Origin of the sequence: Actinomadura pelletieri DSM 43383 (assembly GCF_003634705.1) — a bacterium.
Classification (GTDB): Bacteria; Actinomycetota; Actinomycetes; order Streptosporangiales; family Streptosporangiaceae; genus Spirillospora; species Spirillospora pelletieri.
On sequence record NZ_RBWU01000002.1, the window covers coordinates 1,247,360 to 1,271,931 of the forward strand.

At 68.0% G+C, this 24,572-nt stretch carries 17 protein-coding genes and 1 tRNA gene; 9 read left to right on the plus strand and 9 right to left on the minus strand.

Annotated features, from left to right (window positions below; all coding sequences use genetic code 11):
• Nucleotides 1-211 precede the first annotated feature (211 nt).
• Nucleotides 212-1,045 (minus strand): IclR family transcriptional regulator, encoded by an 834-nt coding sequence (locus BZB76_RS12280; protein WP_246006893.1) that lies wholly within the window; start codon nucleotides 1,043-1,045, stop codon nucleotides 212-214.
• Nucleotides 1,046-1,152: 107 nt separating this feature from the next.
• Here BZB76_RS12280 and BZB76_RS12285 point away from each other — a divergent pair, with 107 nt between their 5' ends.
• Entirely contained in the window at nucleotides 1,153-2,643 is a 1,491-nt protein-coding gene (locus BZB76_RS12285; protein ID WP_121434377.1) for an aldehyde dehydrogenase family protein, read from the plus strand.
• Between the two features lie 4 nt (nucleotides 2,644-2,647).
• Here BZB76_RS12285 and BZB76_RS12290 read toward each other — a convergent pair whose 3' ends face one another.
• Together BZB76_RS12290 and BZB76_RS12295 are read right to left on the minus strand one after the other, a co-directional pair.
• Nucleotides 2,648-3,946, minus strand: coding sequence for a sulfite oxidase (locus BZB76_RS12290; RefSeq protein WP_121434378.1), 1,299 nt, complete (start codon nucleotides 3,944-3,946; stop codon nucleotides 2,648-2,650).
• Nucleotides 3,947-4,139: 193 nt separating this feature from the next.
• Entirely contained in the window at nucleotides 4,140-4,487 is a 348-nt protein-coding gene (locus BZB76_RS12295) for a hypothetical protein (RefSeq protein ID WP_211342955.1), read from the minus strand.
• Between the two features lie 346 nt (nucleotides 4,488-4,833).
• On the opposite strand from BZB76_RS12295, the gene BZB76_RS12300 reads away from it, so the two are divergent.
• The 8 genes from BZB76_RS12300 (at nucleotide 4,834) to BZB76_RS12335 (ending at nucleotide 15,524) form a co-directional block, all read left to right on the plus strand.
• Nucleotides 4,834-5,604 (plus strand): uracil-DNA glycosylase family protein, encoded by a 771-nt coding sequence (locus BZB76_RS12300; protein WP_121434379.1) that lies wholly within the window; start codon nucleotides 4,834-4,836, stop codon nucleotides 5,602-5,604.
• Complete coding sequence (locus BZB76_RS12305; protein ID WP_121434380.1) at nucleotides 5,604-7,154, plus strand: amidohydrolase family protein; 1,551 nt, start codon at nucleotides 5,604-5,606, stop codon at nucleotides 7,152-7,154. Before BZB76_RS12300 ends, BZB76_RS12305 begins: the two co-directional genes overlap by 1 nt.
• A 503-nt stretch (nucleotides 7,155-7,657) precedes the next feature.
• Complete coding sequence (locus BZB76_RS12310; RefSeq protein WP_121434381.1) at nucleotides 7,658-8,503, plus strand: hypothetical protein; 846 nt, start codon at nucleotides 7,658-7,660, stop codon at nucleotides 8,501-8,503.
• The gene (locus BZB76_RS12315; protein ID WP_121434382.1) at nucleotides 8,500-9,504 is read left to right on the plus strand and encodes a hypothetical protein; all 1,005 of its coding nucleotides are present in this window, start codon (nucleotides 8,500-8,502) and stop codon (nucleotides 9,502-9,504) included. Before BZB76_RS12310 ends, BZB76_RS12315 begins: the two co-directional genes overlap by 4 nt.
• Before the next feature lie 135 nt (nucleotides 9,505-9,639).
• Nucleotides 9,640-13,206: a CHAT domain-containing protein gene (locus BZB76_RS12320; protein WP_121434383.1), complete on the plus strand. Its 3,567-nt coding sequence runs from the start codon at nucleotides 9,640-9,642 to the stop codon at nucleotides 13,204-13,206.
• Between the two features lie 4 nt (nucleotides 13,207-13,210).
• Nucleotides 13,211-13,900 carry a hypothetical protein gene (locus tag BZB76_RS12325; RefSeq protein ID WP_121434384.1) on the plus strand — a complete coding sequence of 230 codons (690 nt, stop codon included), beginning with the start codon at nucleotides 13,211-13,213 and terminating at the stop codon, nucleotides 13,898-13,900.
• Complete coding sequence (locus BZB76_RS12330; RefSeq protein WP_121434385.1) at nucleotides 13,900-14,547, plus strand: RES family NAD+ phosphorylase; 648 nt, start codon at nucleotides 13,900-13,902, stop codon at nucleotides 14,545-14,547. The genes BZB76_RS12325 and BZB76_RS12330 overlap by 1 nt, the downstream gene beginning before the upstream one ends.
• A 335-nt stretch (nucleotides 14,548-14,882) precedes the next feature.
• Complete coding sequence (locus BZB76_RS12335; protein ID WP_170180607.1) at nucleotides 14,883-15,524, plus strand: NPCBM/NEW2 domain-containing protein; 642 nt, start codon at nucleotides 14,883-14,885, stop codon at nucleotides 15,522-15,524.
• Nucleotides 15,525-15,528: 4 nt separating this feature from the next.
• Here the strand turns inward: BZB76_RS12335 and BZB76_RS12340 are convergent, their stop codons facing one another.
• The 6 genes from BZB76_RS12340 to BZB76_RS12365 all read right to left on the minus strand — a co-directional run bounded on the left by BZB76_RS12340 (nucleotide 15,529) and on the right by BZB76_RS12365 (nucleotide 24,459).
• Nucleotides 15,529-16,674 (minus strand): macro domain-containing protein, encoded by a 1,146-nt coding sequence (locus BZB76_RS12340; protein WP_121434387.1) that lies wholly within the window; start codon nucleotides 16,672-16,674, stop codon nucleotides 15,529-15,531.
• Between the two features lie 36 nt (nucleotides 16,675-16,710).
• Complete coding sequence (locus tag BZB76_RS12345; protein ID WP_121434388.1) at nucleotides 16,711-17,493, minus strand: hypothetical protein; 783 nt, start codon at nucleotides 17,491-17,493, stop codon at nucleotides 16,711-16,713.
• A gap of 278 nt (nucleotides 17,494-17,771) precedes the next feature.
• Entirely contained in the window at nucleotides 17,772-21,374 is a 3,603-nt protein-coding gene (locus tag BZB76_RS12350; protein ID WP_121434389.1) for a CHAT domain-containing protein, read from the minus strand.
• 77 nt (nucleotides 21,375-21,451) lie between these two features.
• Nucleotides 21,452-22,192, minus strand: coding sequence for a hypothetical protein (locus tag BZB76_RS34205; RefSeq protein ID WP_147449418.1), 741 nt, complete (start codon nucleotides 22,190-22,192; stop codon nucleotides 21,452-21,454).
• Nucleotides 22,193-22,618: 426 nt separating this feature from the next.
• Nucleotides 22,619-22,753, minus strand: coding sequence for a hypothetical protein (locus BZB76_RS36365; protein ID WP_281273866.1), 135 nt, complete (start codon nucleotides 22,751-22,753; stop codon nucleotides 22,619-22,621).
• Nucleotides 22,754-24,382: 1,629 nt separating this feature from the next.
• A tRNA-Arg gene (locus tag BZB76_RS12365) sits at nucleotides 24,383-24,459 on the minus strand.
• Nucleotides 24,460-24,572: the final 113 nt, after the last annotated feature.

Sequence of the window (24,572 nt, forward strand, 5' to 3'; positions counted from 1 at the left end):
CGGTCCTTCCCCGTACCATGCCCCACAGGCCGCCCGGCAGCCACGATGCCACCACGAGACCGACGGCGCCCAGGAGTACGAGACACCAGGAACGCGAGGGTCTCGACGGTCCGCGCCCGCCGATCACCCTGCCGAAGACCGTAGTCGGGAGGAATTCGGTGGAGCAAGCAGATGTTCCGATGGCTGAAACGCGATTTTGTCATCTGGAACATCATTTGGCGGTGGGTCGGTGACCCAGGCGCTTGGAGATCTCGGCGGCGGCGTGCCGTAGGGGCGGTTCGACGCGTCCGGCCAGCGCCTCGACGGTGGTGGGCGCTACGGTCAGGTGGACGGCCACGTTGACCGCCGCGACGACCGTCCCGGACCGGTCGCGCACCGGCGCCGCGAACGACCGCAGGCCCGGCGCGAGTTCCTCGTCGTTGACCGCGACGCCGGACTCGCGGATCCGGGCCAGCGCCGCCGTGAGCTGCTCGCGGTTCGTGATCGTCTTCGGCCCCCGGCGGGCCATGTCCGTGCGGTCGAGGATCTGCCGCAGCTCCGCCGCGTCCTTGTGGGCCAGCAGCACCTTCCCCATCGACGTGCAGTACGCCGGCAGCCGCGACCCCACGTGCAGGTTGAGGTCGACGGCCAGCGCGCTGCGCCGTCCGCTGCGCCTGCGGTCCACGTAGACGACGTCCGGACCGTCGCTCAACCCCATGCTGGCCGTGTAGCCGGTCTCGTCGGCGAGCGCCTGGAGCGGGGGACCGGCGAGCCTCGTCAGCTCCATCGAGTCGATCGCCGCGAACCCGAGACTCACCGCGCGCGGGCCGAGGAGGTACTTCCTCGTCTCCGGGTCCTGCTGGAGGTACTCCAGCTTGGTCAGCGTCGCGACGTAGCGGTGCGTCGTGCTCTTGTTGAGGCCCACCGCCCGGGCGAGGTCGGCGATCCCCAGCACCGACCGCTCGCCGGTGAAGGCGGACAGGACGCGCAGCCCGCGCTCCAGCGAGGCGGAGAAGGACGGATCGGCCGCCGCGCGGGCACGGCGCTGGACGGGATTCTCGCTCACAATGCTCAGAATACGTCGTCATCGTTCCAACAATCGGAACGCTCGTTCGTCGAACGGGCCCGTGATGGCAGTCTTTCAAGGTCGACGCCGGCGAAAGCGAGAGCCTCATGTCCGAAACGGAGCCCACCGGAAGCGGCTGGCGCAGACCACGCGTCGGTCACTTCATCGGCGGCGACTGGACGGAGTCCGCCTCCGGCCGCTCGTACTTGAACCGTTCTCCCTGGTCGGGCGAGACGCTCAGCGAGGTCGCCGCGGGCGATGTCGAGGACGCCGACCGGGCCGTGTCCGCCGCCCACGCCGCGTTCGACGGGTGGGCGCGGACGCTGCCGCACCGGCGCCAACAGGTCTTCCTGCGCGCCGCCGACGTCCTGGAACGCCGCCGCGACGAGGTCCTCGCCGCCCTCGCCGCCGAGACCGGCTGCGGCCGCGTGTTCGGCGGTGTGCAGCTCGACTTCGCGACCCGGCTGCTCCGCCAGGCCGCCCAGCTCGCCTACCGGCCCGCGGGGGAGTTGCTGCCGTCGGACGTCGAGGGCACCCGCGCCATGGCCGTGCGACGTCCCGTGGGCGTGGTCGCGGCGATCGCCCCCTGGAACGCGTCCCTCACCCTCGCCGGACGCGCGATCATCGGGCCGCTGGCGCTCGGCAACACCGTGGTGCTGAAACCGTCCGAGGACGCCCCCTACACCGGCGGCGCGCTGTGGGCGGAGATCCTCCACGAGGCCGGTCTGCCCGCCGGGGCGCTCAACGTCGTCACCCACGCCCCCGGCGAGGCGGGCGGGATCGGCGACGCGCTGCTCGCGAGCCCGCTGGTGAAACGGATCAACTTCACCGGCTCCACCGCGACCGGCCGCCGCCTCGCCGAGAAGGCCGGCCGGCATCTGAAGCGGATGGTCCTCCAGCTCAGCGGCCAGAACCCGCTGATCGTCGCGGGCGACGCCGACCTCGACTACGCCGTGAACGCCGCCACGTACGGCGCGTTCATCCACCAGGGCCAGGTGTGCATGTGCGCCCGGCGCGTCTACGTCGAACGTCCGCTGGCCGAGGAGTTCGCCGCACGGTTCGCGGCCAGGGCGGCGGCGCTGCCGACCGGCGACCCGTCCGATCCGGCCACCGTGGTCGGCCCGGTGATCAACGAGTGGGCCCTCGCGCTCATCGACCGCCGGGTGCGGGAGGCGGTCGAGCTGGGCGCCCGCGTGCTGGCGGGCGGCGTTCCCCGGCCGCCGTGTTATCCGGCCACGGTTCTCGCGGACGTCCCGGACGAGGCCGAGATCGCGCAGGGCGAGACGTTCGGCCCGGTCGTGGTCCTGGAGACGGTCGACTCGGCCGAGGAGGCCGTGACCCGCGCCAACATCTCCGACCTGGGTCTCGTCGCCTCGATCATCACCGGTGACCGGTCACGGGGCCTTCGGCTGGCCTCCTCGCTCGAGGTCGGCATCGTCCACGTCAACGACCAGCCCGTCAACGACGAGCCGCACATGCCGTTCGGCGGCGTCAAGGACACGGGGTGGGGACGGTTCGGCCTCGAGTTCGCGGCCGAGGAGTTCTGCGAACTTCAATGGATCACCGTCCGCGACCAGGACCGCGACTTCCCTCTCTGACCCGTCACACGTCCTCCACGACATGAACGGGATGGCGCACGACGGCCCCGAACAGGTAACCGAACGTGTTGAAGGTCGTCCGCTCCGGCTGGACCGTACCGGCCGAGTCGGTGACCCGGGCCAGCAGCGTCGTGGGCCCGGTCCGGCGCGGATGCCAGGCGATCTCCCACCGGCGCCAGCCCCGCTCCTTGCCCAGCAGCCGCGCGTGCCGCCAGGTCGCCCCGCCGTCGGTGCTGACCTCCACCTTTTGGACATGCCGGCCGGGCGCCCAGGAGCGTCCGCGCAGCACGAGCGGACGTCCGGCGCGGACGGTGGCGGGCCACGGCAACTCGAAGGCGCTCTTGGCGACCTGTCCGGTCAGCGGGGCGCTGCCCTCCGGCGGGTAGTCGGGACCGAAGAACCGGTAGGTCTGGGTGTTCCACGGAGAGAACAGCGGATGGTCGGCGACCTCGATGGACCCGAGCCACTTCACCGACGCGATCCCGACCCAGCCGGGCACCAGCAGCCGCACCGGGAAGCCATGGTCGGGCGGCAGCGTCTCGCCGTTCATCTCGTAGACGAGCAACACGTCCTTGAGCGCCTTCGCGACCGGCAGGGGGCGCCGGACATGGCCGAGGTCGACGCCGCCGCTGACGACGTTCGGATCCAGGCCCTGAGGGAGGACGTCCACCGCAGAGCGCAGGAGCCCGGCACGTTCCAGCACGGTCGCGAGCCGCACCCCGCGCCAGCGTGCCACCCCGACGCCGCCGAGCCGCCAGGGCGTGCCCTCCGCGGGCCGCCCCTGCTGGACGCCGAAGAACGAGCGCCCGTTCCCGGCGCACTCCACGGCGGCGCTCACCGTCACGGCCGGCAGGCGTCGCAGGTCCTCGTACCGGAACGTCACGGGACGCTCGGCCGAGGGCGCGCCGCGCAGGCCCGTGCCGTACAGGCGCAGCCGCCAGGTGCGGACGTCGATCCGCGGGGTCCGTGTGTGGTTGCGGACGAAGAACCGGTCGTTCGGGACGTACAGCCCCTGACCGCGCATGGCCTCCCAGCGCATCTCGGCGTTGGACCCGTGGACGACGAACAGTTCGGGGGGCAGCGGCTTGACGATCGGACCGTCCCCCGACACCGGCCGCGTGGACGCCTGTGCGGCTCCGGGCCGCGTCCAGTGCCCTGTCGCGTGCCAGGTCGCGGCCGCGCCGCCGGTGAAGGCCAGCGCGCGCAGCAGGTTCCGGCGGTCCCGGACGTCGCCGGAGGCGAGCCACTGCCGCATCCGTGTCCGGTCGTAGTGCGCCTCGGTGGTCGACTCGTCCTCGTCCATCCGACTTTCCCCCATAATCTACCTATTAACTAGGAATTTAGCCCTGGACCTCGGCCAGGGCAAGGAGAACGTCGGACTCGATGTCGAGGCACCCGCGGCAGGAGCGCGTAGTGAAGCGGACGCCGTCATCGTGTGGCCGCTACCCCGACCATGGACGATGACGACGCCCGCTCCAGCCCCCGTTACCGGTAGGTCACCCTTCCAGCCAGGTGACGCTGCCCACGCCCGTGCCGCCGAAGCAGCGAGCGCTCGACAGGCCGGACTGGCCGGGGTTCAGCGTCCGCCACGCGCCGGTGGCGTCCGGCCATCCTCCGCAGACCACATAGGCGCGGAAGGCGCGCACCACATTGGTGTTGTTGGTGCAGTGCGCGTGACCCCAGTAGCCGTCGGTGTCCGTACGGCACGTGAGAATCTTCGCGGCCGTGGCGCTTTCCTGCGGTATCGCCGCGGCGGAGGGCGCCATCGCGAGCATCGGCAGCGCGGCGACCGTCGCCGCCAGGAGATTGCGGCGCAGTTTGTGAGTGGACCTATTATCGGTCATTTGAATCTCCTTGGTTCTTTTGGCGGCGCACCTGGCGGGCGCCGTGAGACAAGGAGATCCCAGGTGTGAAGGTGTCCAACAGGGCGGCGGACGGACCCGTCCGAACAGGGCCCGATCCCGGACGTCGAGCGGCCGCCCGGCGCCACGGTCGGACGCGTTCGGCAGCCGCTCGGACACTCTCGGACAGCACCGCCACCAGAAAATCCAACAACTCCACAAATCCGCACCACTTCTCGACCCCGACACTCGTCCCCCCGCGTACGAGCGGCCCAGAAGGGTATTCACCGGCGCGGAAGTAGGCGATCTCGGCGAAACCTGCGCGCGTATTTCACGGGGGAGAAAGCACATGCGGGAATTCGACCGTGGGCCGACGGATCGGCTCGCCGAACTGTTCGCGCGGGTGCCGGACCCGCCGGTCGAGTCGGCGTACTGGACCGACTGGGGGCCGATCTTCTACCGCGGCCGCCTCGACGGTTCGGCCCGCGTGCTGGTCGTGGCGTCCGACCCCGGGCCGACCGAGCGGATCGCCGGGCGCAGCCTCGTCGGCAACGCGGGCCAGCGGGTCCAGGGCTTCCTCGCCAAACTCGGGTTGACCCGCTCCTACGTCTGCCTGAACGCCTGGGCCTACGCGGTGCATCCGGGCCAGGCCCTCGCCATGAAGGACCGGCTCGACGACCCCGACCAACTTCGGTGGCGCAACGAGGTCTTCGACCGGGCGGTCGGCCCATCGTTGCAGGCCGTCATCGCGATGGGCTTCATGGCCCGGGAAGCCGTACGGCTGTGGACGACCCGCCCCCCGGCGCCCCTCGTCGAGGTCCCCCACCCCTCGAGCCACGAGTCGGACGAGCTGCTGAACGCCTGGCGCGACGCCATCACCCGACTGCGTCCGATCGTGACCCCGGACGACGACGGCGACAACACCGGCCCCAACTACGGAACCGAGTTCAGGGAGTCCGACCACAGCCCCATCCCACGCCGCGACCTGCCGTTCGGCGCGCCCACGTTCCTCGGCGACGACGCCTGGGTGCGCGCACGACCGGGCAACGCGCAGAACTCCGTCAGCCGGCCCAGGCCGGACGACGAGCACACACTGATCTGGAAGGCCCCGGTGACCTGATGGCGCTCGTCCTCCACGGGACGGTCGTCACGTTCGACGACGACCACCGAATCCTCGACCCCGGAGCCGTGTACATCGGCGACGACGGCCGCCTGGCGGCGCTGCGAACCCCCACCCAACGACCACCCGCCGGCTTCTCGGACGCCCCCCACGTCGACACCGACGCGCTGATCCTCCCCGGCCTGATCGATCTCCACAACCACATCGCCTACAACACGCTCCCGCTGTGGGAGGCGGTCGGCGTCCCCTACCTGCACCACGACCGCTGGGTCGACGAGCGCCGCCCACCCGACTACTCCACCACCGTCACCTGGCCCGCCCGCGTCCTCGGCCAGGCCGCCCCCGAGGCCCTGATCAAATACGTCGAGGTCAAGGCGCTGGTCGGCGGCACCACGGCCATCCAGGGCGCCCCGCGCTCCACCCGCTCCGTGGACGGCTGGCTCCTGCGGATCATCGACAACGAGAAGCTCCCCCTCGGCACCGACATGGTGATGACCGCCGCACTCCAACAAGACGCCGACGAACTCCGCGACGAACGGGCACCCCTGCTGGACGGCACCCGTGTCCTCATCTACCACGTCGCCGAGGGCATCACCGGCTCGACCGTCCACCGCGAGTTCGACGACCTCGAACCCTGCCTCAAACCGGGCCTGATCGGCGTGCACGGCACCGCCCTGACCGCCCCCGACTTCAAGAAATGGCGCGACGCCGTCGCGTCGATCGACCCCACCGAGAAGGGCACGGTCGTCTGGTCACCGTTCTCCAACCTCTGGCTCTACCACCAGACCACCAACGTGCTCGAAGCAGACCGCAAGGGCCTGCGCATCGCACTCGGCTCCGACTGGTCTCCATCAGGTACCAAACACGTCCTCGGCGAACTCAAGGTCGCCGACACCGTCAACCGACACGCCCTCGACGGCCGCTTCACCGACCGCGACCTGTGCGACATGGTCACCGCCAACCCCGGCGACGCACTCGCGACCGCCTGGGGCCCCCAGATCGGCCGCCTACGCCCCGGCTCCGCCGCCGACCTGCTCGTCCTCGAGAGGCACGACCCGTCCGACGACCCCTACCGCAACTTGATCAACGCGACCGAACGGCACGTCCACCTGGTCCTGGTCCGCGGCCACCCCTACTACGGAACCCCAGAACTCATGACCGCCGCCAAGGCCACCGCCCCCGACTCGATCACCGTGGCCGGAACCCAACGCCACGTCACAGTACGCCAACCGAACCGCCCCGACGCCCGCCTCACCTGGCCCGACGTCGAACAGGAACTCGCAAGAGTCCTCGACGACCCGACCACGGCCTGGCACGAGTCCCAACGCACCCTCGCCGCCTGGTCCGGCCCCCTCGACGCCCCCGGCACCCCCCTCCGCCTGTTCGGCGACATGCCCGACGGCGCCCCGACCACATTCGCCCCCGGACAAATCCCTCCCGACCTGACCATCCCCCCACTCGACTCCCTGACCCACGACGACGACTACTTCGCCGCCATAACCCGCACCGGCATCCCCGACCTCCAACACCTGGCCCCCTACTACACCTGACCCGCACAAATACATCCGGCAAGCAAAACAGCTCGACCTGACCGACCCTTTCGGCAGGTAAGCGCGCCGGGCACTCGATACAACCGCTTGTCTCGGGTATCAGGGTCAGCCGCTCACCTTCGCATGGGACATGGCAGCGCTCTCGACGGTCGGGCGCGCACCGTCCTGTCTGGCCCGGTTCGGCGAGGCCAGTGCGCCGAAAGCGGGACGATCGCGCTGACGGCGAAGCACCCGGTGACGGAGCTTCTCGATGAGCAGGCGGAGTATGTGGCCGGCACCACGCCAGCGGATAGATCAGCCGGGTGAGGAGAGTCGGGTTCAGCGGGGGGCTCGGTTCAGAGTCGAGTGACGGAGAGGTTAGACACAGAAAGCCGATAGGTAAGCTCCCCACGCTTCCGGGCCGGCGTCTTAGATTCAGAGGGCAGGCGCACAAACCCCAGCAGGCGTGTGTGGGGCTCTGGAACGCAGGTGACTAGTCGCAGGATGGCCGAGCGAGGTTCTGGATGCTCGAACTGGTGACGGAACTGCAACGGACGTCCATCGCGCGGTGGACCGTGGAGGCGTTCGGTGAAGAGTCGCTGCACGGCTCCGCGCCGGAGGGGCGAAGGCGCAACCCGCGTCATACGTTCTGCAGGGCCGCCTATGCGCACCTTGCGGGGCTGGAGGCCGACGTCGACTTCGCCGCCGTGCAGGTCACACGCGCCGACCTCAAGCGCCTGACGGGGCATGGGGGCGAGGGTGCGCTCTACAGGACCTTCCGTGAGTCCGAGCAGTCCCTGGCGAACCTGTTGGGCCGCGAGATGGACGGTGAGTTCGGGGGAGGGGCGCCCGAACTCGTGATCACGGAGATGAAGGTCTGGAGCCACTGGCCATATCGGCGGGGATGGCTCGAGGCGCTGGAGACCTCGGCACCGCTCTCGCGGCGCTTCGCGGCGGAGACGCTCGTCCGGGTGCTGGTCGAGTGGGCGATGCACAACCCGAGGGCGGCGCAGGTCCTGGAATGTCTCCCACCCCCGAGCGTAGTGGAGGACCTCTGTGTCATCTCCGGTCGGCAGGTCTCCCCGCGCCAGGCTGTGGAGGTCCTGAGGCACGCGGTGAAGAGCGCGATCGAGTTGGAGGGGGCGCCTGCGCTCGAGGTGCTGAACGTCGTTCACGAGGACCTGATGCGCGCCTTCGCCACCGGACATCTGTCCTACGTCGACGAACTGGCCGGCATCACGAGGAATCTGATGGAGGAGATCGAGTACCTGTGGCCGCGCCTCGGAGCGGCGGAGCGCGAACGCCTGGCCAAGGGGCTGAGACCGATGGTGGCCGAGTTGCACCGCCGACTGGAGAAGGAGCATCGGTGACCGTGCGGGACGACGAGGCGGTCCTGGCGGCGCGGTACGAGACGCTGATGCACAGGGCCGAGGCGGCGGGGGACGTCAGCGGTCTGGAGACGCTCCAGGCCGACGCCGAGCGGGAACTCGGTCCCACCCACCGGATCGTGTTCCTCGTGGAGTGCGGGATCGAAGACATCAGAAGTCAGACCAGGCCGGTCCTCCACTCGGTGCAGGTCTGGAACAGGCTGAGCGAACGCGCCGCGGCCGTCCTAAGCCCGGACGACCCCACGCTGATGACGATCGAGGGGTTCAAGGCCCGCCACGGCAGACGGCGTGGACGGCCGGAGGACCTGGACGCGGGGGTCGAGGCGTACCGCCGGAACTGGCTTCGGCGCCGGGAGGGCCTTGGCGAGGACCACTACCGCACCCGGACCATGCACGCCAACCTCGCGGTAGCGCTGCGCGAACGTGACGGCGAAGGTGACCTGGACGAGGCGCTGGGCATCCTCCGGGAGGAGATCGCGCATCGCACCGAACGCTACGGGGAGTTGCATCCCTTCACGTGGATCGCTCGCCTGGTGATGGCGCAGACGCTGGTGCGCGCCGCGGAAAAGGCCGTCCGGCCCGACGAGCGGCACCGTTACGCGTGGGAGGCGGCGCGGGTCGCGGAGCTCCTGATCGGGCGACGTCGGTTCAGGTTCGGCGTCGCCGACCTGTCCACGCTGCGAGCGCACCTCGTGCACGCCCACGCGTTGCTCATGCTGGGAAGGGCGGACGAGGCGATTCCCGAGATCCGGCATGTGCGGGCCAGGGCCATGTTGACTCGGGTGCCGCTGGAACCGGGCTGGCCCGAGTGGCTGCTCGCCCGTGCCCACACGGCGGCCGGGGAAGTGGCGGAGGCGCTGCGGTGGGCCGAGCGGTCCCACCTGCAGAGGGCGGCGTATTTTCCGCGGGGCGGACGCAAGGGCGCGGAGACGCGCCGCCTTCTCGCCGAACTGAAGGAGGCGGCGCCCGATTCCACCTCGTAAGGTGTTTACATGGAATTGGGCATTCCACTTGTGATGTCAATTTCATGGAACTTGTGCAATTGCCGTTGCGATCTTGACCTTGTGTCCTAATATCCCCATATCGACGTCCCTTTGAGGTGCATTGGTGGGGATTGAGTGGGCGGCTTCGCGGAACAGGATGATCCCGATGCCGGTTGGGGCGCGGTTCACGCGTCCCTGAACCGGTATGCGGAGCAGGGGGGCGCCGCGAATCTGGCCGCGGCCATCGACGCGCTGAGAGGCCATGCGGAGCCGGGCGGCGAGGAGCATGGGGCGCTGGCGAACCTGACGCTGGGCATACTGCTTCTGCTTCGCATCATGCCCGAAGGCATGATGACCCTCGGAGAGCCCGATGCCGCATCCGCTCTGAGGCTCTTTTCCGATTGGACGCCGCTCAAGGACGATGCCGCGCGAGGCGATCTCAAGGAAGGGATCTTTCGCCTGCGGCGTGGCCTGGACGACGACCACCTTCCTGCCGGGGCACGCCCCTTGGGTCGGATGTGCCTGGGGACGGCTCTGATGCTGCGTGCCGGCTTGGGCATGGAAGGAACCGATGCTTCGGCCGACTTCGGGCAGGCTCTCTCGCTCATCAGGGAGGCACAGTCGGCCGGAAGCCTGCCTGACTCCATCGCTGGCATTCGTCCACACGGGTTGCTGCAGACCCTGACCGGACTCACCGCGGGGAAACTCGCCGCCGACGAGAGGGAACGAGGCATTGACCCCGCTATCGTCCGAGCACGGCTCGAAACGTCCCTGGATGCGCTGGGTAAGGCGCAGGCGGAGTTGGCCGACCACGCGTTCGGTGCCTTTGTGGCGAGTGAGCTTGGAGCCACGCTGGCCCAACGTGCGGTCATCACCGGTCAGGTGAACGATCTGGACAAGGCCTGGAAACAGGTTTCCGATGCCCTCGCCGAGATGGATCGGTCCGACCATCTGCTGCACGGTCACCCGGTGCACGACGATGTGCTGCGCACCCTGGCCGGCCTTGCGGTGTCGAACGCGGCGTACACGTTCGAGCCGGCAAGGATCGACGAGCTCGTCGAGCTGAGCGCGCGCGTCAGGAAGCGCACGGTTTCCAGCGACCCGCGGGTTAAGGCCCGCGATGACTTCCTCGCGGGGATGATCTGGATGCTGCGCTCCCTGCGCGACGGGAGCCGCGCCGACGAGTCCGTGGCGATCGAGCACCTGCGGAAGGCGGCCGAGGGAATCCACCCGGACGACGACCTCGCGCTGAGCGTCGTCGGAGTGCTCGGAGCCCTCCTGTTCGACCGGCACGGGCGTAAGGGCGGGTTCGATGACGCAGCGGCGGCAGGCCTGTACTTCGAGACCGCCGCCAGAGTCCTCCGGGAGAGGGAGGACGGAGAGCGGGGTCTCGGCTCGCTGGAGGAGGTGGCCGTCCTAGGGCTCGGCACCTATGTCCGGGTCGTGCGCGGCTGGCGGGTGAGAGACGCTGACCTCGTGGAGGCTGCGCTGGCCGACCTCCGCCCGCTCGCGGCCGGACTTCCGGACGACCATGCCTGGCGTGCCGTCGTACGGACCGCGCTCGGCATCGGCACCATCGCGCGCGCGGTGCTCCGTCGAGAGTCTGAGGGGATCGGCGTGGGGGCCGGCATTCTCGCCGAGGAGGCGGAGCGGGCCGCCGCCGGTGTTTCGGAAGGATCCATGCCAGGGCGGATGGCAGCGCTCGTCGCCGACACGGCCGGACGGCTGATGCGGGGCGGCGGCGCGCTCGCGGCCTGGGCGATCATCAGCGATGACGGCCCACGCCTCGATCGCGCGATCGAGCTGATCGAACTGTCGCTGGACGAACGCCTCGCAGCGGGCCACCCGGCACCGGCAACCCCGGCCCGCCTCCACTGGGCGCTCGCAGTGGCCCGTCTCGTACGGCGTGACCGGCTGCGCGGGCTTGGACAGGATGCGCAGGATGATCTGTGGTCCGCGCTCGCCTCCCTTGAGCGAGCGCGGGAACTGACCGATGGGCACCCCGGTGATCCCGCCAGAGCCGCCGTCCTCCAGCGGCTGGCCCGGCTGTACCGTGAAATCGGCGACACGGACCGGGCGACGGATGCCGGGATGGCGGCCATGCGGGCGCACGGACAGGACGTCCTTGTGCAGTCCGACCCAGAGAGCGCGCTGACGGTCGCTCGGGGTGCGGCGCCGCTGGCCCGCGCCATGGCCGCCTGGTGCTTGGCCGTCGGGAGACACGAGGACGCGGTCGCCGCTCTGGAACTCGGCCGGGGCCTCGTCCTACACGTTGCGACCGAGACCCGGACGCTGCCTGAGGTTCTCAAGCCGATCCGTCCCGACCTGGCCGAACGATGGCAGGTAGAACTCGCCTCCGCACCCTCTACCGCGGCGTGGGAGAACAACGGCGAGGAGACTCCCGCGACGGAGCTGCTCGGCGAACTGCTCCAGTCGGAACCGCCGAACGACCTGCGAAGCCAAACTGTCGAGGTACTGAACGACCAGGTCAGGACGGCGCCTTCCATCGAGAGCATCGCGCGGGCGCTGCGCCTCGTCGATACCGACGCCCTCGCCTATCTGATCCGCGACCCGGACGGGACGGCCGGCGCGCTCGTCATCCGCGCGACAGGCACGACGTCCTGGGTACCCCTGCCCGCCCTGAAGGATGATGGGGCCGGCACACTGGCGGAGTTCGTCTCCGCGGCGGACGCGGTGCGGATGGCCACGGCAGATGACGCGGCGGTGGCTCGGCGTGATGCCGCGATCGGCGCACTTTGCGGATGGGCGGGCGCCGCCTTTCGGCCCCTGCTGGACGAGGTCCTCGGCTGGGGGCTCGCCGGCACGCCACGGCTGACGCTGGTGCCCTACGGTGACCTCGGTTTGGTGCCCTGGCACGCCGCCACGCTCGGCGCGGACGGACGTCGGGTCGTCCTGCACGAGGCCGTGATCACCTATGCGGTGTCGGCCCGCCAGCTCATCGATGTGGCCGGGCGGCGCGGACCCGATCCGGACGCCCCGCGCGTATTCGTCGCGAACCCGTCCGGCGACCACTTCTTCTGGAACGCCCGCGCCGTCGGGGGCTTGGTGAAGCACTACTATCCGAGTGCCGTCCGTTACGGACGCCCGCGGGGGACGGCGGACGGAGCAGGCACGCCGGACGAGGTGCTGTCCTGGCTACCGGGAGGCACACGGTCCCCGGTCGCGTCCGTTCTGCATTTCGGATGCCACGCCGCCGCGATCCAGCCGGCCGCCCGCTCGTACCTCGAACTCGCCGGAGGAAAGCGGCTGGAGGTCCGCCGCATCTTGCACCTGGCCAGGAACCGCCGGCCCGGAAAACCCGGCGGCCTGATCATTTTGTGCGCCTGTTCGTCTGACCACGCCCGGCAAGATTACGACGAGGCCCTCACGCCCGCCACCGCGCTGCTGGAGAGCGGAGCGGCAACCGTGATAGGCGCGCGCTGGGAGGTCTTCGACCGCCCCACCGCGCTGCTGATCTTCACGTTCCACCACCATCTCCACGAGGGCCATGCCCCCGCCGAAGCGCTGCGCCTCGCCCAGTTGTGGATGCTCGACCGACAGCGCCGCCCTCCGCCCACCATGCCACCCATGCTCGCGGACGAATCCGCCTCTGACGACCTCGCCAATCCCGCCACCTGGGGCGCTTTCGTTCTACTCGGAGCGCCTTCCCCTGCAATACCCGAGGAACACGACCCACGCTGAGGACATGGCAAACCTTAATCCGATCGAAGAAGTTCTGGGCGCGCTGCGTGACCACTGGCTCGACGTCATGGAAAGGCTGGACGAGGAGGCCCGCGTCATGCTGATGGCGCTTCTCCGACAGTATTCCGACGCGGACCCCGATGATCGGCCCGATATCGCGCTCGAAGTCGTGCTGCACCTGGGCGATTCGCTTCCCGCCGACCATCCGGTCCGGCGGGCGGTGGTTCGGGCTGATTCGCCCATGCGCGCGGTCGGCACAGCCGACCCGCCGCAGGTCGACTTCGACGACCTGTTCGCGGAGTTGCAACGCCGGATGGCGGTTGTCGACGAGTCGGCGCACCGGGTGACCGGTGTCGACGAGGTGAAGTCGCGTCTGTTTGCCGCCCCGTCTCTCAGCCCGCGGCAGGTACGCGAACGCGGTCACGATCCGGACGATCCCGCCTTGATCAGGCTTACGCCCACCGGCGGTGAGACGAGGCTGCCTGGCTTCCAGTTCGACGAGTCGGGCGCGCCCCGTCCGGTCGTGCTGCGGATCAACGCGATGCTGGGGGCCGACACCGACCCGTGGGGAACGGCGAGTTGGTGGCTCGAGGACAACGCCCGGTTCAACGAGGCCCCGTCCCGGCTGCTGGGGCGCATGGCGGACGAGGACCTGACGACCGCTGCCGCCGCCGTCATCGAGGACGGTGACTGATGGACGTCGTCGCACCGCCTGAGAATTACGTTGGAACGGCGAACTTCCACGAGCTCAAGAAGGGCGCCGTTCTGTATCGCCTGCATAGCGCGACCCGGCCGGCCACGAAGTTCAACACCAAACCCGCTCGGTCCCCCTTTGAAGGTGGACGTTTCGATGCGACTCCCGACGACCTGTACAGCTACCTGTATGCGGGCACAAGCCGGACGACCGTCTTGGCGGAACGTCTCCTGCGAAGCGTCCGCTTCGACAGCAATGGCCGGCGGCTGCTGCAGCGCCGCATGGTTGCCGGGCGCGCGCTGTCCAGAGTAGAGGTCATCGCCGACCTCACACTGCTGGCGCTGGTCAAAACATCGGATCTGGCCGCGGTCGCGCAGACTTCCGCGCTCGTCCAGTCGACCGACTATGCCCGGACGCGCTACTGCGGTCACTGGCTGCGGGAGCGTTTCCCGGCCGCGCAGGGTTTCATCTGGCAGTCGAATCGGGATGTCCCGCATAGCACACTCGTGCTGTTCGACGATCGAGGTGACACCGCAAACGCGCTGGCGTGCTCGCCGGACGGTCCCTTCCCGCTCGACACCCCCAAGGGAATCGAGGAAATAAACCGCCTCCTCGGGCCTTACAACGCCTACATAGAACTACCCTGACCGGGAGAAATTCCACGGAACTCGGCCACTTCATGGAATGGCATCGACTGAACGGACATTCTTTTATTGGATTTGGTGGAGCATTGTCTGTTGTGCAATAATTCCGGTATTGGTGGTTGGTCCGTCCCGCGTGGAGCAGTAGAGGGCGTTGGCCAACCGGAACATTCACCCATGCCATGCCTGCGACCGGTGTGGCGTGTTCTCGCCCGCACGCATCGTCTGCACGTATTGCCGTGCCGGTCGTGGACGGATAGGCCGAGGTAGAAATGGTTTCCTTTGACAAGGAATCGCGGGGCGGACGGCGTAAGACGCTCCGTAGGCGGACGTTCGATCTCATGATGCTGTTGACCATGCTCGGGGTGCTGGTCGGCCTGGCCAACTGGCTCTTTCCCCGCGACCGCGGTTCGGTTGGCCGGCCCGGCGAGGCGGCGACGACATCGGCGCCGACCCAGGCGGCGACGCAACTCCCGGCCACGCAACCTCCGGTCACTACGCCGCCGCCCACCTCGCCCCCGGTGCTTCCGGTGACCGGCTGGCTGGCCGACATGGAACCGGTGTCCGACAGTAGCGATGTCGACCCGGGACCGGTCACGATGGGCGGGAAGGATTTCCTTCGTAGCCTGCACGTCACATGCACCTCCTGGTGCAACGATGGCAACCGTCCCGCCGAGGTGTACTACCTCGGCGGCAAATACCGCACCTTCGAGGTCACCGTCGGGGTGAACGACCGCGCCGAAGAGGAGCAGGTCGGGGTGTTCCAGATCACCCGGGACGGGCACAACGAGCCGGACATCCGTGTGTCGTCCGGCAAGCCGAAGAAGGTCACGATCAACGTGACCGGCGTGCTGCGGCTGAGGCTGGAAGCCTTCCGACCGGGCACCACCGACGACCCCGCGATGGCGGGCGCCCGGGCGGCGGGCGGCGAGTCCAACCTGATGCCCGACCTGGCCTGGGGTGACCCTAGCGTCTCCGAGTGAGCCGTCAGAGCGGGGGACGGCCGAAGGCCCTGAGGACGGCGGAGGCGCTTCGCGCCGAACGCGTGATCACGTGCAGTTCCCAGGGGAACGGCCCCGTCCAGGGGTCGCCGCGAAGGGCCGTGTTCCGCTCGATCGATGACCACAGCCAGGCGAAGCTCTCCTCCGGCGCGAGTCCACCCCGACCGGCGCCGAACAGCGGGAACGCGATGGACCGCAGCGGCGGCGTCACCTGCCGCCGCTCCTGTGCCGCCAGCCTGAAGACGTTCTTCACGGCCCGGGCCACGGCGTCCGGAGCGACCCGGTACGCGAGGCCGCCGGCCTCCGGAACCGCCACCGCCGCGTGATAGACGCGGCGCACACCCGCGTCCCGCATCTCTCCGGAGCCCGTTGCCGCCACGGTGCCCGGAGCCACGGACAGCCCGATGCGTCCGTGCTCACGCCGCCACTCCGTCAGTTCGCGATGCACCGTGTCGTCCAGGACCTCCCCGGATTCCCCGAGCCGCGCCCCCGCCCGGCGGACGGCCGCCGACTGCGTGTCGCGGAAGAACCGGGACATCTCCAGGTACGTGTTCTCAGACGTGACGACGACGTCGACGTCGCGCAGCAATTCCACCGGGCCCACGTGCAGCGTGAGAGGTTTTCCTCCGGTGTCGATCTTCAGGACCGTCAATGGCGTGACGGGCTTACCGAGGGGCTCGCGATGATGCTTCGACCCCTCCTTGTCCCTGTCGGCTTCCGCCCGACAGAGGCGCAGCATGGCCTCGGCGGTCTGCTCGACGATCAATTGCTCGTGGCGCTTGCGGAACCGTTCGGTGGAGATGCCGTAGACGGCCGCGGCCCGCTTGCGGCGATCGCCTATGGGCCAGTCGCGGGTTCCCTCGGCCAGGCCGAAAACGTACTCGGCCGCGGTACTGAGATTCCCGCCGCCGAGTAAGTCGACCGCTTCACGCAGGATCTCCTCCAGCACGGTCGGCCGGAATTCGCCCGACTCCTGGCCGTCCCCCTCGTCGGCGACCTCCCCGGCCGTGTGGCGGCACACCGCCGCGACGGCGTCAAGAGCCGCCAGCGGGAGATCTCGCACCTGGGTGAGACCCTTCCGACGCAACAGGTGAATGTCGGCGACGAGATTCCAGTGGGCAGGAGCCTGCATGGCTCCAGTTTGCCATCGGATGTGCAGCCGAGTGTGTCAGGTGACATCATCTGTCTGAAACGGCGCCTCCCGCGCGGACCCCCAGATATGTTCGAACTGTCCAAGCCAATATTCGTACCAGCTTCCGCCGTCGCGCCGGGTGAGCGTGAGGTGCATCCGGTCAGCGGTAGAGCGATTGTGTGCGCCGTGGAACTCCACGATCAGCGATCCACCCGGTGAGGAGGGATCCAGTGCGATAAGGCTGAATCCCGGGTTGTAGGGCAGTAACCGGCAGGAGAAATGCCCGCGGCACCCCCATCGCCGCATCACGGTGAGCCGTTCCAGGCTTCTTTCCAGTGATAGCGAAAAGGGCTGCCCGGGGAAATCAACCGCGTCGGTCAGTTGCCGGGTGGCCAGTGCGACCGCCTCGGGACGTTCTGGATCCAGCAGGACGATCCGCACGGAGCCGTCGTCCCGGTCGAGGACATGACGCCGAAGCGTGTCACAACGCGTGGAGGTGAGAAGGTGCGCGCCGGAGGGGGCGAACAACCACAGTTCTCGCGCCCGGCGCAGCCTCGCCTCCAGCGGAACGTCTTCCTCGAACGCCGTGCGGTCCTTCAGTAGATCATCGAGTATGACGGCGTTCCCTTCCGGCACGGTGACCTGGTAGACCATCAGCCCGATTCCGGCGATGACTACCGACCAACGCACATCGTCGTCCACCAGATCGGTGAAGAGGGACAGGGCCGAGGTCGCGGTGGCGGCGAGCGCGACGACATACGACTCGACATGGCGCTGGTCGCGAAGATCCCGGCAGATGCGGCGAATCGTGGGGTTCATACCACTCATCCTGCGGTCGCCCGGCCGGTCCGGCGAGGGGACGCCCACGAAACGCCCAGATCGCGACCGTGTTCACAGCCGCTGGGTACCCGGACATCCCCTCGCCTCACTGCGTCACGGAACCGTGATCGTCTTCGGTTCCTCGCTCTCCCCATCGGGTGGGCCGCATCGCATGGCGTCCTCCTCGTAGAACGGTCTTCGATGCCCTCGACGATGCGCCTGCTTCGGCGGAACTCGTAAGACGAACACAAGGACAGCTTCGGGACAGTAGCCGGACATCACAGTCCGTGATGCGTGAACGCGCCCCAGGTGAAGGTCGCGGTGAGAGACGCCTCGCTCATCGTCTCCAGCAGTTCGGTCATATCCCTGGGCATTGTGCCGGGCACGCTTCTAGCGGAGTCGAGCATCCACAGCTGCGCCGAGCGAAGTGCGTCCATCGGCCGGAGGCCGCCGTCCACAAGGAAATGGTGGAACATGAACATCATCACGGCAGTGGAGGCGTCGTTCACGGCCCAGCGAGAACCGATCACGCCCCCGGATCCCGCGACGAGGAACGCCGTCGCCGGTGTCAGCGCCTCGTCGTGATCGCGTACGGTCAGGTCGCTTCCGCACGCGCTCAGCACCACGAGCCCGCCACGCGCGTTCTCAGGATGTCGGTTCGCCCGCTCGATGATCCCACCGACTCTCAGTCGGCCGTTCCCGTCCGCGGCGTGAAGGTACAGCGCCGACTGGGTCGGAGAGTGGCGGGCCATGGCATGGCAGGCCAGATGCAGTACGGGCGCGCCAGAGTTTCCGGAATGGGGAAGGGCGTTCAGTACGCTCTCGACATCCCCCTGCCCCGTGGTGCGGTCTTCCAGCTCGCCCAGGACGTCCGACGTGGGGTAGAACGCATCGACAATGGCGCGAACCTCCAGTTCGGCGTACTTCAGCGGGTGCTCCTTCGGGCATGGATTCGCCACGAAGGTAGGCGCACTGACCGGAACCGCCGAAGGGCGCCATGCGACGTCCATGAACTGCCGTCCGGTGGCCGCATAGGAGATGACGAGGTCGTGAACGGCATACCGACGACGCCCGTCCCGGTCGGTGGCGGCGGCGTGCCACGGAACAAGGCCGAGCGCTCCGCACGGCACCAGCACCACGCGGGGGACGTTCTCGGGGGCGAGTGGGGTGAACAGCTTCAGTAGCGGATTCATCGCTACGTTCCAGGCCCAGTCGCAAAGGCTTTCCAAGCTTTCCGGACTCGCCTGCCGGGGCCGGTACTTCTTGAGTGGAGTGGCGTCGAGCACGAGCCCGGGCAGGGCGAGGATGTCGACCCGTCCGTTCGCCCATACGATCAGAGCCCTTCCGGGAGCCGTCTCGTCGCCGTGAAGCAGGTAGATGAGGGCGTCCATGGAAGCCTCGTCCAAGGCGTCGCCGATGTCGTCCGCCTCGGGCGGCTCGAATAGGGGCTCTGCGCCGGGAGACAGCGTCAGCTCCAGGAGAACACGGTGGCGGAGATCGCTCGGGACGCGCCTGCGGGACAGGCCCTCGAGGAGGTCCCTCAGCGCCTGCGCGCTGACCAGCCGAAATTCGCTCCCTGTCGCCTCCCGGGGGTCAGCGTTGAGCGCCAGCAGGTCGGAGAAGGCCGGCCCGGCGGTGTTCCCTGCCACCGAGCGCCATTCGTCCGCCAGGTCGGGACGTCCACGATCGAGGAGGAGTTCCGGAACATCGGCGCTGATCGTCGCGGCGTAGAGCACTAGCCCGCGCCCCATCTCCAGGGCACGGACGGCCGCCTTCAGCCGCCCGTCCTCCAGGCACCAACCGGCGGTCCGCCGGGCGAGTTCCGCGGCGCCGCGAGCCGCGAAGAGGGCGTGATCCGGGCTTACCTGGAGCAGCACCTCGGCGGCGAACGACCAAAGCGCCTCCATGCCGGCGTTGACCGCCCGCCTCAGGTCGCCCGCTGCCGCGTACGCGTCCGCCAGGTAGGCCGGAAGCGCGGGCCCCTGTAGCCACCGTGGACGGCGGGCCGCGAGCGCCCGTGCATCCTCCAAGACCCGGATCGCTTCGTCGAGCGCGTCGCGTCCCCCATTGAAGAGTTGGCCGCGTAGCAGGTGAGAGTATCCGATCGCCCGTAGCAGGGTTTCGCGGTCGTCATAAGGCGACTGAAGGAGGTCGGCCGCCGATTCCAATGACCGGAGGGCACCGTCGAACAGGGTGGTGTCGCGCTCCAGCACTCCTAGATAGAGGCGTCCGAGCGCTGCGAGAACGGCGCAATAGTTGGCGTACGGTCCGGCGGCCCGCTCGTTCGCGTGGAAGCCTTCAAGGAGATCGACCGCCGAGCGGACGTACGCGCCTTCGTTCGCCTTGATGCCGCGTAGCATGCGCGCACTGGCGAGTCCGGCCACCAATATGGGCCGGACGGCACTGGATTCCGGAAGCGCCTCCAATGCCGCCGTCAGGAGCCTGTCGGAGTTCTCCCAATGGGACGCCTCGTCCACGTCGTCCCCATTAAGCAGGAACAACAGTCCGCGTACGCCAAGTAAGAGGGGCGAGGTCTCGTCGGCTCCTCCAGTGGGCAGGGCATGAATCTCCATTCCTCTCAGCATCAGATCGTGGCTGAGATGCTGATCCGCGAGCCCACCCGTCGCACGGCGAATGAGGTTGGCGCCGAGGACGGGCAGAATGAGCGCAGCCAATGCGGCATCATGCGCCGCGAATGGTAGTGCCTCCTCCAGGCGCCGCCAGGCCTCCGCGAGGACGGCGTCGTCATTGTCCAGCATTCCCTGCAGCGACCTTATGGAAGAGAGAATCGTCAGCTTCCACGCGTCCCCTGTGTCCACGGGCGGTCCTGCAGGGAGCTCGAGGTCGCGAGCCGTGAGCAGCATCTCCTGCACGGCCTCCGGAGTCGGATCGAGGGCCACGCCGACGTACTGTAGCCCGACCATCGACAGGAGAATTTCCTCACGTCGAGGATCGTCCTCGTCGAGGCTTTCAATTGCCTCCGCCAGTGTTTCGCGTGCCCTTTTCAGGCCCTCGAGTGAAAAAGTTTCGTCGCCGATGGCGTAGGCAAAGGCCAACTCCTGAACAAGGAAACCATCGCCCCTTTTGAGTGACAGGTCTTTCAGTGGTTCGAGTTCTCTTACCACTTCTCCAGCGATTGCTGCGTTCGGTTGTAGGCGCATCTCCAATCCGGCGGCCACACCACGCACGACGCTTGCGATCTGTCCGAGCGACCCCTTACCGGTGACGTCACCGAAGGCTGCGCGCAATTGCTTGATCATTGTTCGGAAGTCAACGGTGGTGAGGGCGCCGGTCCTTCCCTGAAGCAGCATGCGGGACGCCATCAGCATCATCCGCAGGGGGGAGGGCAGCGGACGAATCTCGGTGGGCAGAAGCGACTCCTCGATTCGCCCCAGCAGGTCGATGCCCTTTTCGTAGTCCTCGAAGTGACCGGTCACGAGTTTGACGAGAGCCAAAGGGCCCTTTGCGAGGTGGCGGTCCAGCAACCTCTTGATCAGCAGGAGGCCCAGCAGAAGCCGCGCCGCCTCACCCTTCTCGGTTTCGAGAACACCAGCGGGGGTCACCTCGCGTAGCAGCTCGATGACTCGATCCAGTTCATGTGGGTCGTCGAGCGGCGCGGCCCGCCCCACCAGACCGGCTATCAGCCGCAGTGTGACCTTGGCACGCCGCTCGTCCTCCGGCGGCAGGGACTCGCGGGCCTCCGTCAGCGTCTCAACCGCCTCGTCCCAAAGACGGTGGCGTACCGCCTCGTCCTCAGTCGCCACGGCAAGCCTGCCAAGAGCCCTGCCAAGGTCGATCAGGGCAGGAACACGCTCACGGCCGCCGACCTCGGCCGCCCTGCGGCGCAGCTCGTCGATGTCGGGCCGGAACTCGTCGTCCATTCGCAATCCTCCCGTTGGCGCCAAGTTTCCCGCGCACCCTCGTTGCGATCCGGACCTTTCCACCAAGGGTGCCGAAATCATGGAATTCTGTGTAACTCCCACCGCACTCCATAGCCCGAACCGACCTGCAATCCCGTGAAACGCACCTCGGCCAGCCCAAGAGAATCGATCTCCACGCTCCGCAACCCCATGACCGGCCGCTCGATCAGGCCAGGTGAAACCCCATCCATCAACCAGAGCGCCCGCGGAACCGCCGTACCATAAAAGTGAACACGCAGCCCGAACTCATCGCATCGGCATGACGGAACAAATGCGTAATACGGTACTTGGGAGTAACAGTTGAACCGGCTGTCGTTGACGGGCATGCGGCCCGCACCGCAGGCGACGACACGGCGCTCCTCGCAAAACTCCGGTGCTGGTCCGCCCAGCCGCAACAGGGTGTTGACAGATGCGTAGTACCAGCCGGGAGAGGCGATGTCGATTGCCTCGCCCATTAGGTCGATCGCCTCTTCCAGCCGTCGCCGTACAGTTCGCGCGTCTCTTTCTATAAGTGTGGCGAGCCAGTCGAGCCGATCCCGTAGAAAACGCTGTCGCGCCCGAGCGTCCAGGCCGAAAGCCACCCGCGCGACCAGTTTGAGATCCGGCGGAAGCAACTCGATCGAGGTCTCCAACAACGCGATGAGCCGAACCCGCCGTCCTTCCCCGTCAGCGTCCGGAGCAGTCCCGGCGAGCTCGTTCAGGCGCGGCCCCAGGCGCTCGGCGAGATCGGACGAGTAAACACCTCGGCCTCGGCAAATCGCCCGCAATTCTTGGCGCATGTCCCCAAGCTACAAAAGCACGACTTAGAAGATGGAGAACAACCGATTTGCGCCCAGTAAACGCCCTCGATACGACCACGGCGAAGAGGCAAGACTCAGAGCCCGCCCCCAAGTGGGTCTGCTCGTCGGAAGCGACGCCCGAAGAATGGCCTCGCTTAATGTTCTGCGATCGGGATTCGGAGGTTCCGGCCGGCAGCGGCGGGCTTCGGTGCGGCCCCAGTCGCTCCGGACATGCGCACTATGGTGAAGGGGACATCCGCCCATGCCGATGTCAGGGCGGTTTGTCCGCGTGTCCCGCCAACGACGATCAGGTGCGGCAGAGGGTGGCCCTTCCCCCGCCGAGGCCCTGGAAGGCGTAGTCGAGCAAGCCGGCACCCCTCCTATGCAAGGAAATACGAACGTCGGCACAGGTGCTGTCGGGATCGCTCACGACGTCCTCGCGTATCTCGATGTGGGATCGCTGAAGTCCGTAAGGGTGAGTTCGCAGGAGCAGCGCAGCAGGCCGTAGTAGGTCTTGCCGACCGGGTCGTCGAGTTCGCCGCCGTGCAGTGTTAGCGACACCGGGTACTTCTGGAAGTTGAGAGCTTTGGCTGGGTGACGATGCCGGTCCAGGTGCCCAGAAAGGAATCAACATCTCCGGAGCCTCGGTAGCTGTCGGCGTCGGGGTGACCGTTGGGGATGCGGTCAGGGTGACCGTGGCGGTGGGCATCGGCGACAGCGTCACGCGCACCGTCACGGTGATGGCGGACGTCGCCAGAGCGAGCACGACCGCAGCGGCCTTGCGCGGTGCCGACCATTTGTTGAGCGGCCCCGCCTTCCTGGCGACAGAGGTCGCGACCGTTCGTGGAGCATCAACTTCCCGTGCCGGGCGTCGCGATGCCGCCTGGCCAAGCCGTACCCGGGAGGGGCGCCGGGGACGGCTCCACCAGGGGGCGCTGAAACGGTGGAGGCTCATACTCATAAAGCGTGGCGACGACGGCCGGTGGGAACCAGGAGCCGAGTGTCTCCGGGGCGTTGGTGCCGACGAAGTCGACGATCTCAGCGAGAGTGGGCCGGTCAACGGGATTCAAAGCGAGACAGCGCTCCAGGAGGCCGGTCAGTTCCCGGGGGCAGCCGGTCAGTTGGGGCGGCTCGTGGTCCCATCCTCAACACCCGCGCCCGACCCGAGCCGGTCGACCTGTTGGATGCGGGGGCCGAGGAGACGCTGACCGAGCGATGCCTTGCCATTCGGTAGTGGGCTTGAGTTGCGGCTCGCAGATGACCACCACCGAGGCCGCCTGAACGTTCAGCGGTCGACATCCTTGAAGCTGACCTGGCTCGTGACGTGATCTCTCGCCGAGCGAGAGCGTCTCTGGTCCTGCGACCCCGATCAATCCTGGTGCCGTTGGCGACAGCGACCTCCAAGTCTAACTCGCAACTCTTCACCACCCCGGAAACCAGTTGGTCCAGGCGCGTCGGGTGGTCGAGCATAGAGCGTGTGGACGTTCCCAAGCTCGCGCCTGAGGATGTGGGTTTCCTACTTCGTGACCTGTGCATCCGCCTGGGGTTCTGCCTGTCTCCGGCAAACCAGGCGGCGCTCTGCGCAGCGCCACCGGCGGATGTGGACTCGTTCACAGATGCGGTTTTTCGAGCCGAGGGCTTGGACGCATTGCTTCACAGGAGGCTACGAGGTCAGGTTCGGGAGATGGTGGCACGGGCTTTCGAGGCGGGCGGCACGACCCCGTGACGCGATGAGCCGGCGGATGAGGCGGACGCGTCGCGATGCGGGGCCACGCTGGGGACGGCCTCTAGGGTTTCTCGCCGTCGATCGGGTGTTCGATCGCTCGGCGGTCGTGAGAAGAGCGAAGGCTTCGACAAGGCACGCCTGAGGCGGCGGATCCCGCAGGGTGTGGGGTGGACGTTCCCTGGTGTCTGTTTACGCTAAGTGCATAGGTGGGCGACGAGACGTCGCTAACCAGCGCATCGAGGACGCGTTGGCGGCATGAGCGGCAACTGCGGTGGGGAGGCTCCGGAGCGTTCCGGGGCTTCTCTTGTCTTGTGTGCTGACCTGGGCAAACGCCGCACGGGTCATTCCGCGTACGTTCCGGGAACGGTGCCGTGTGGCTGCCTTCGGTGGCATCCGGCTGCATCCCGCCCGAAACGGGGTACGAGGTGTTCTCGCAGTTCAGGGGCGGGATGGGCTGATCAGGGTGGCGCGCCCGGCAGGATTCGAACCCGCGACCGTCGGATTAGAAGTCCGATGCTCTGTCCAGCTGAGCTACGGGCGCATGGCGCCCGGCTGGACGCCGGGACACAGTGTATGGGGGCTGGTCCCCGGGCTCCACATCTATACGTCGTTACTGTGAGTGAGGGCGCGGAGGGGGGGCGGAGTCTTATCTTT

Coding starts and splice junctions, on each gene's coding strand:
- BZB76_RS12330 (WP_121434385.1), top strand. CDS start 13,900: ATGGACGTCGTCGCACCGCCTGAGAATTACGTTGGAACGGCGAACTTC.
- BZB76_RS12295 (WP_211342955.1), bottom strand. CDS start 4,487: ATGACCGATAATAGGTCCACTCACAAACTGCGCCGCAATCTCCTGGCG.
- BZB76_RS12305 (WP_121434380.1), top strand. CDS start 5,604: ATGGCGCTCGTCCTCCACGGGACGGTCGTCACGTTCGACGACGACCAC.
- BZB76_RS12340 (WP_121434387.1), bottom strand. CDS start 16,674: ATGCAGGCTCCTGCCCACTGGAATCTCGTCGCCGACATTCACCTGTTG.
- BZB76_RS12350 (WP_121434389.1), bottom strand. CDS start 21,374: ATGGACGACGAGTTCCGGCCCGACATCGACGAGCTGCGCCGCAGGGCG.
- BZB76_RS12310 (WP_121434381.1), top strand. CDS start 7,658: ATGCTCGAACTGGTGACGGAACTGCAACGGACGTCCATCGCGCGGTGG.
- BZB76_RS12325 (WP_121434384.1), top strand. CDS start 13,211: ATGGCAAACCTTAATCCGATCGAAGAAGTTCTGGGCGCGCTGCGTGAC.
- BZB76_RS12335 (WP_170180607.1), top strand. CDS start 14,883: ATGATGCTGTTGACCATGCTCGGGGTGCTGGTCGGCCTGGCCAACTGG.
- BZB76_RS12290 (WP_121434378.1), bottom strand. CDS start 3,946: ATGGACGAGGACGAGTCGACCACCGAGGCGCACTACGACCGGACACGG.
- BZB76_RS12300 (WP_121434379.1), top strand. CDS start 4,834: ATGCGGGAATTCGACCGTGGGCCGACGGATCGGCTCGCCGAACTGTTC.
- BZB76_RS34205 (WP_147449418.1), bottom strand. CDS start 22,192: ATGCGCCAAGAATTGCGGGCGATTTGCCGAGGCCGAGGTGTTTACTCG.
- BZB76_RS12285 (WP_121434377.1), top strand. CDS start 1,153: ATGTCCGAAACGGAGCCCACCGGAAGCGGCTGGCGCAGACCACGCGTC.
- BZB76_RS12345 (WP_121434388.1), bottom strand. CDS start 17,493: ATGAACCCCACGATTCGCCGCATCTGCCGGGATCTTCGCGACCAGCGC.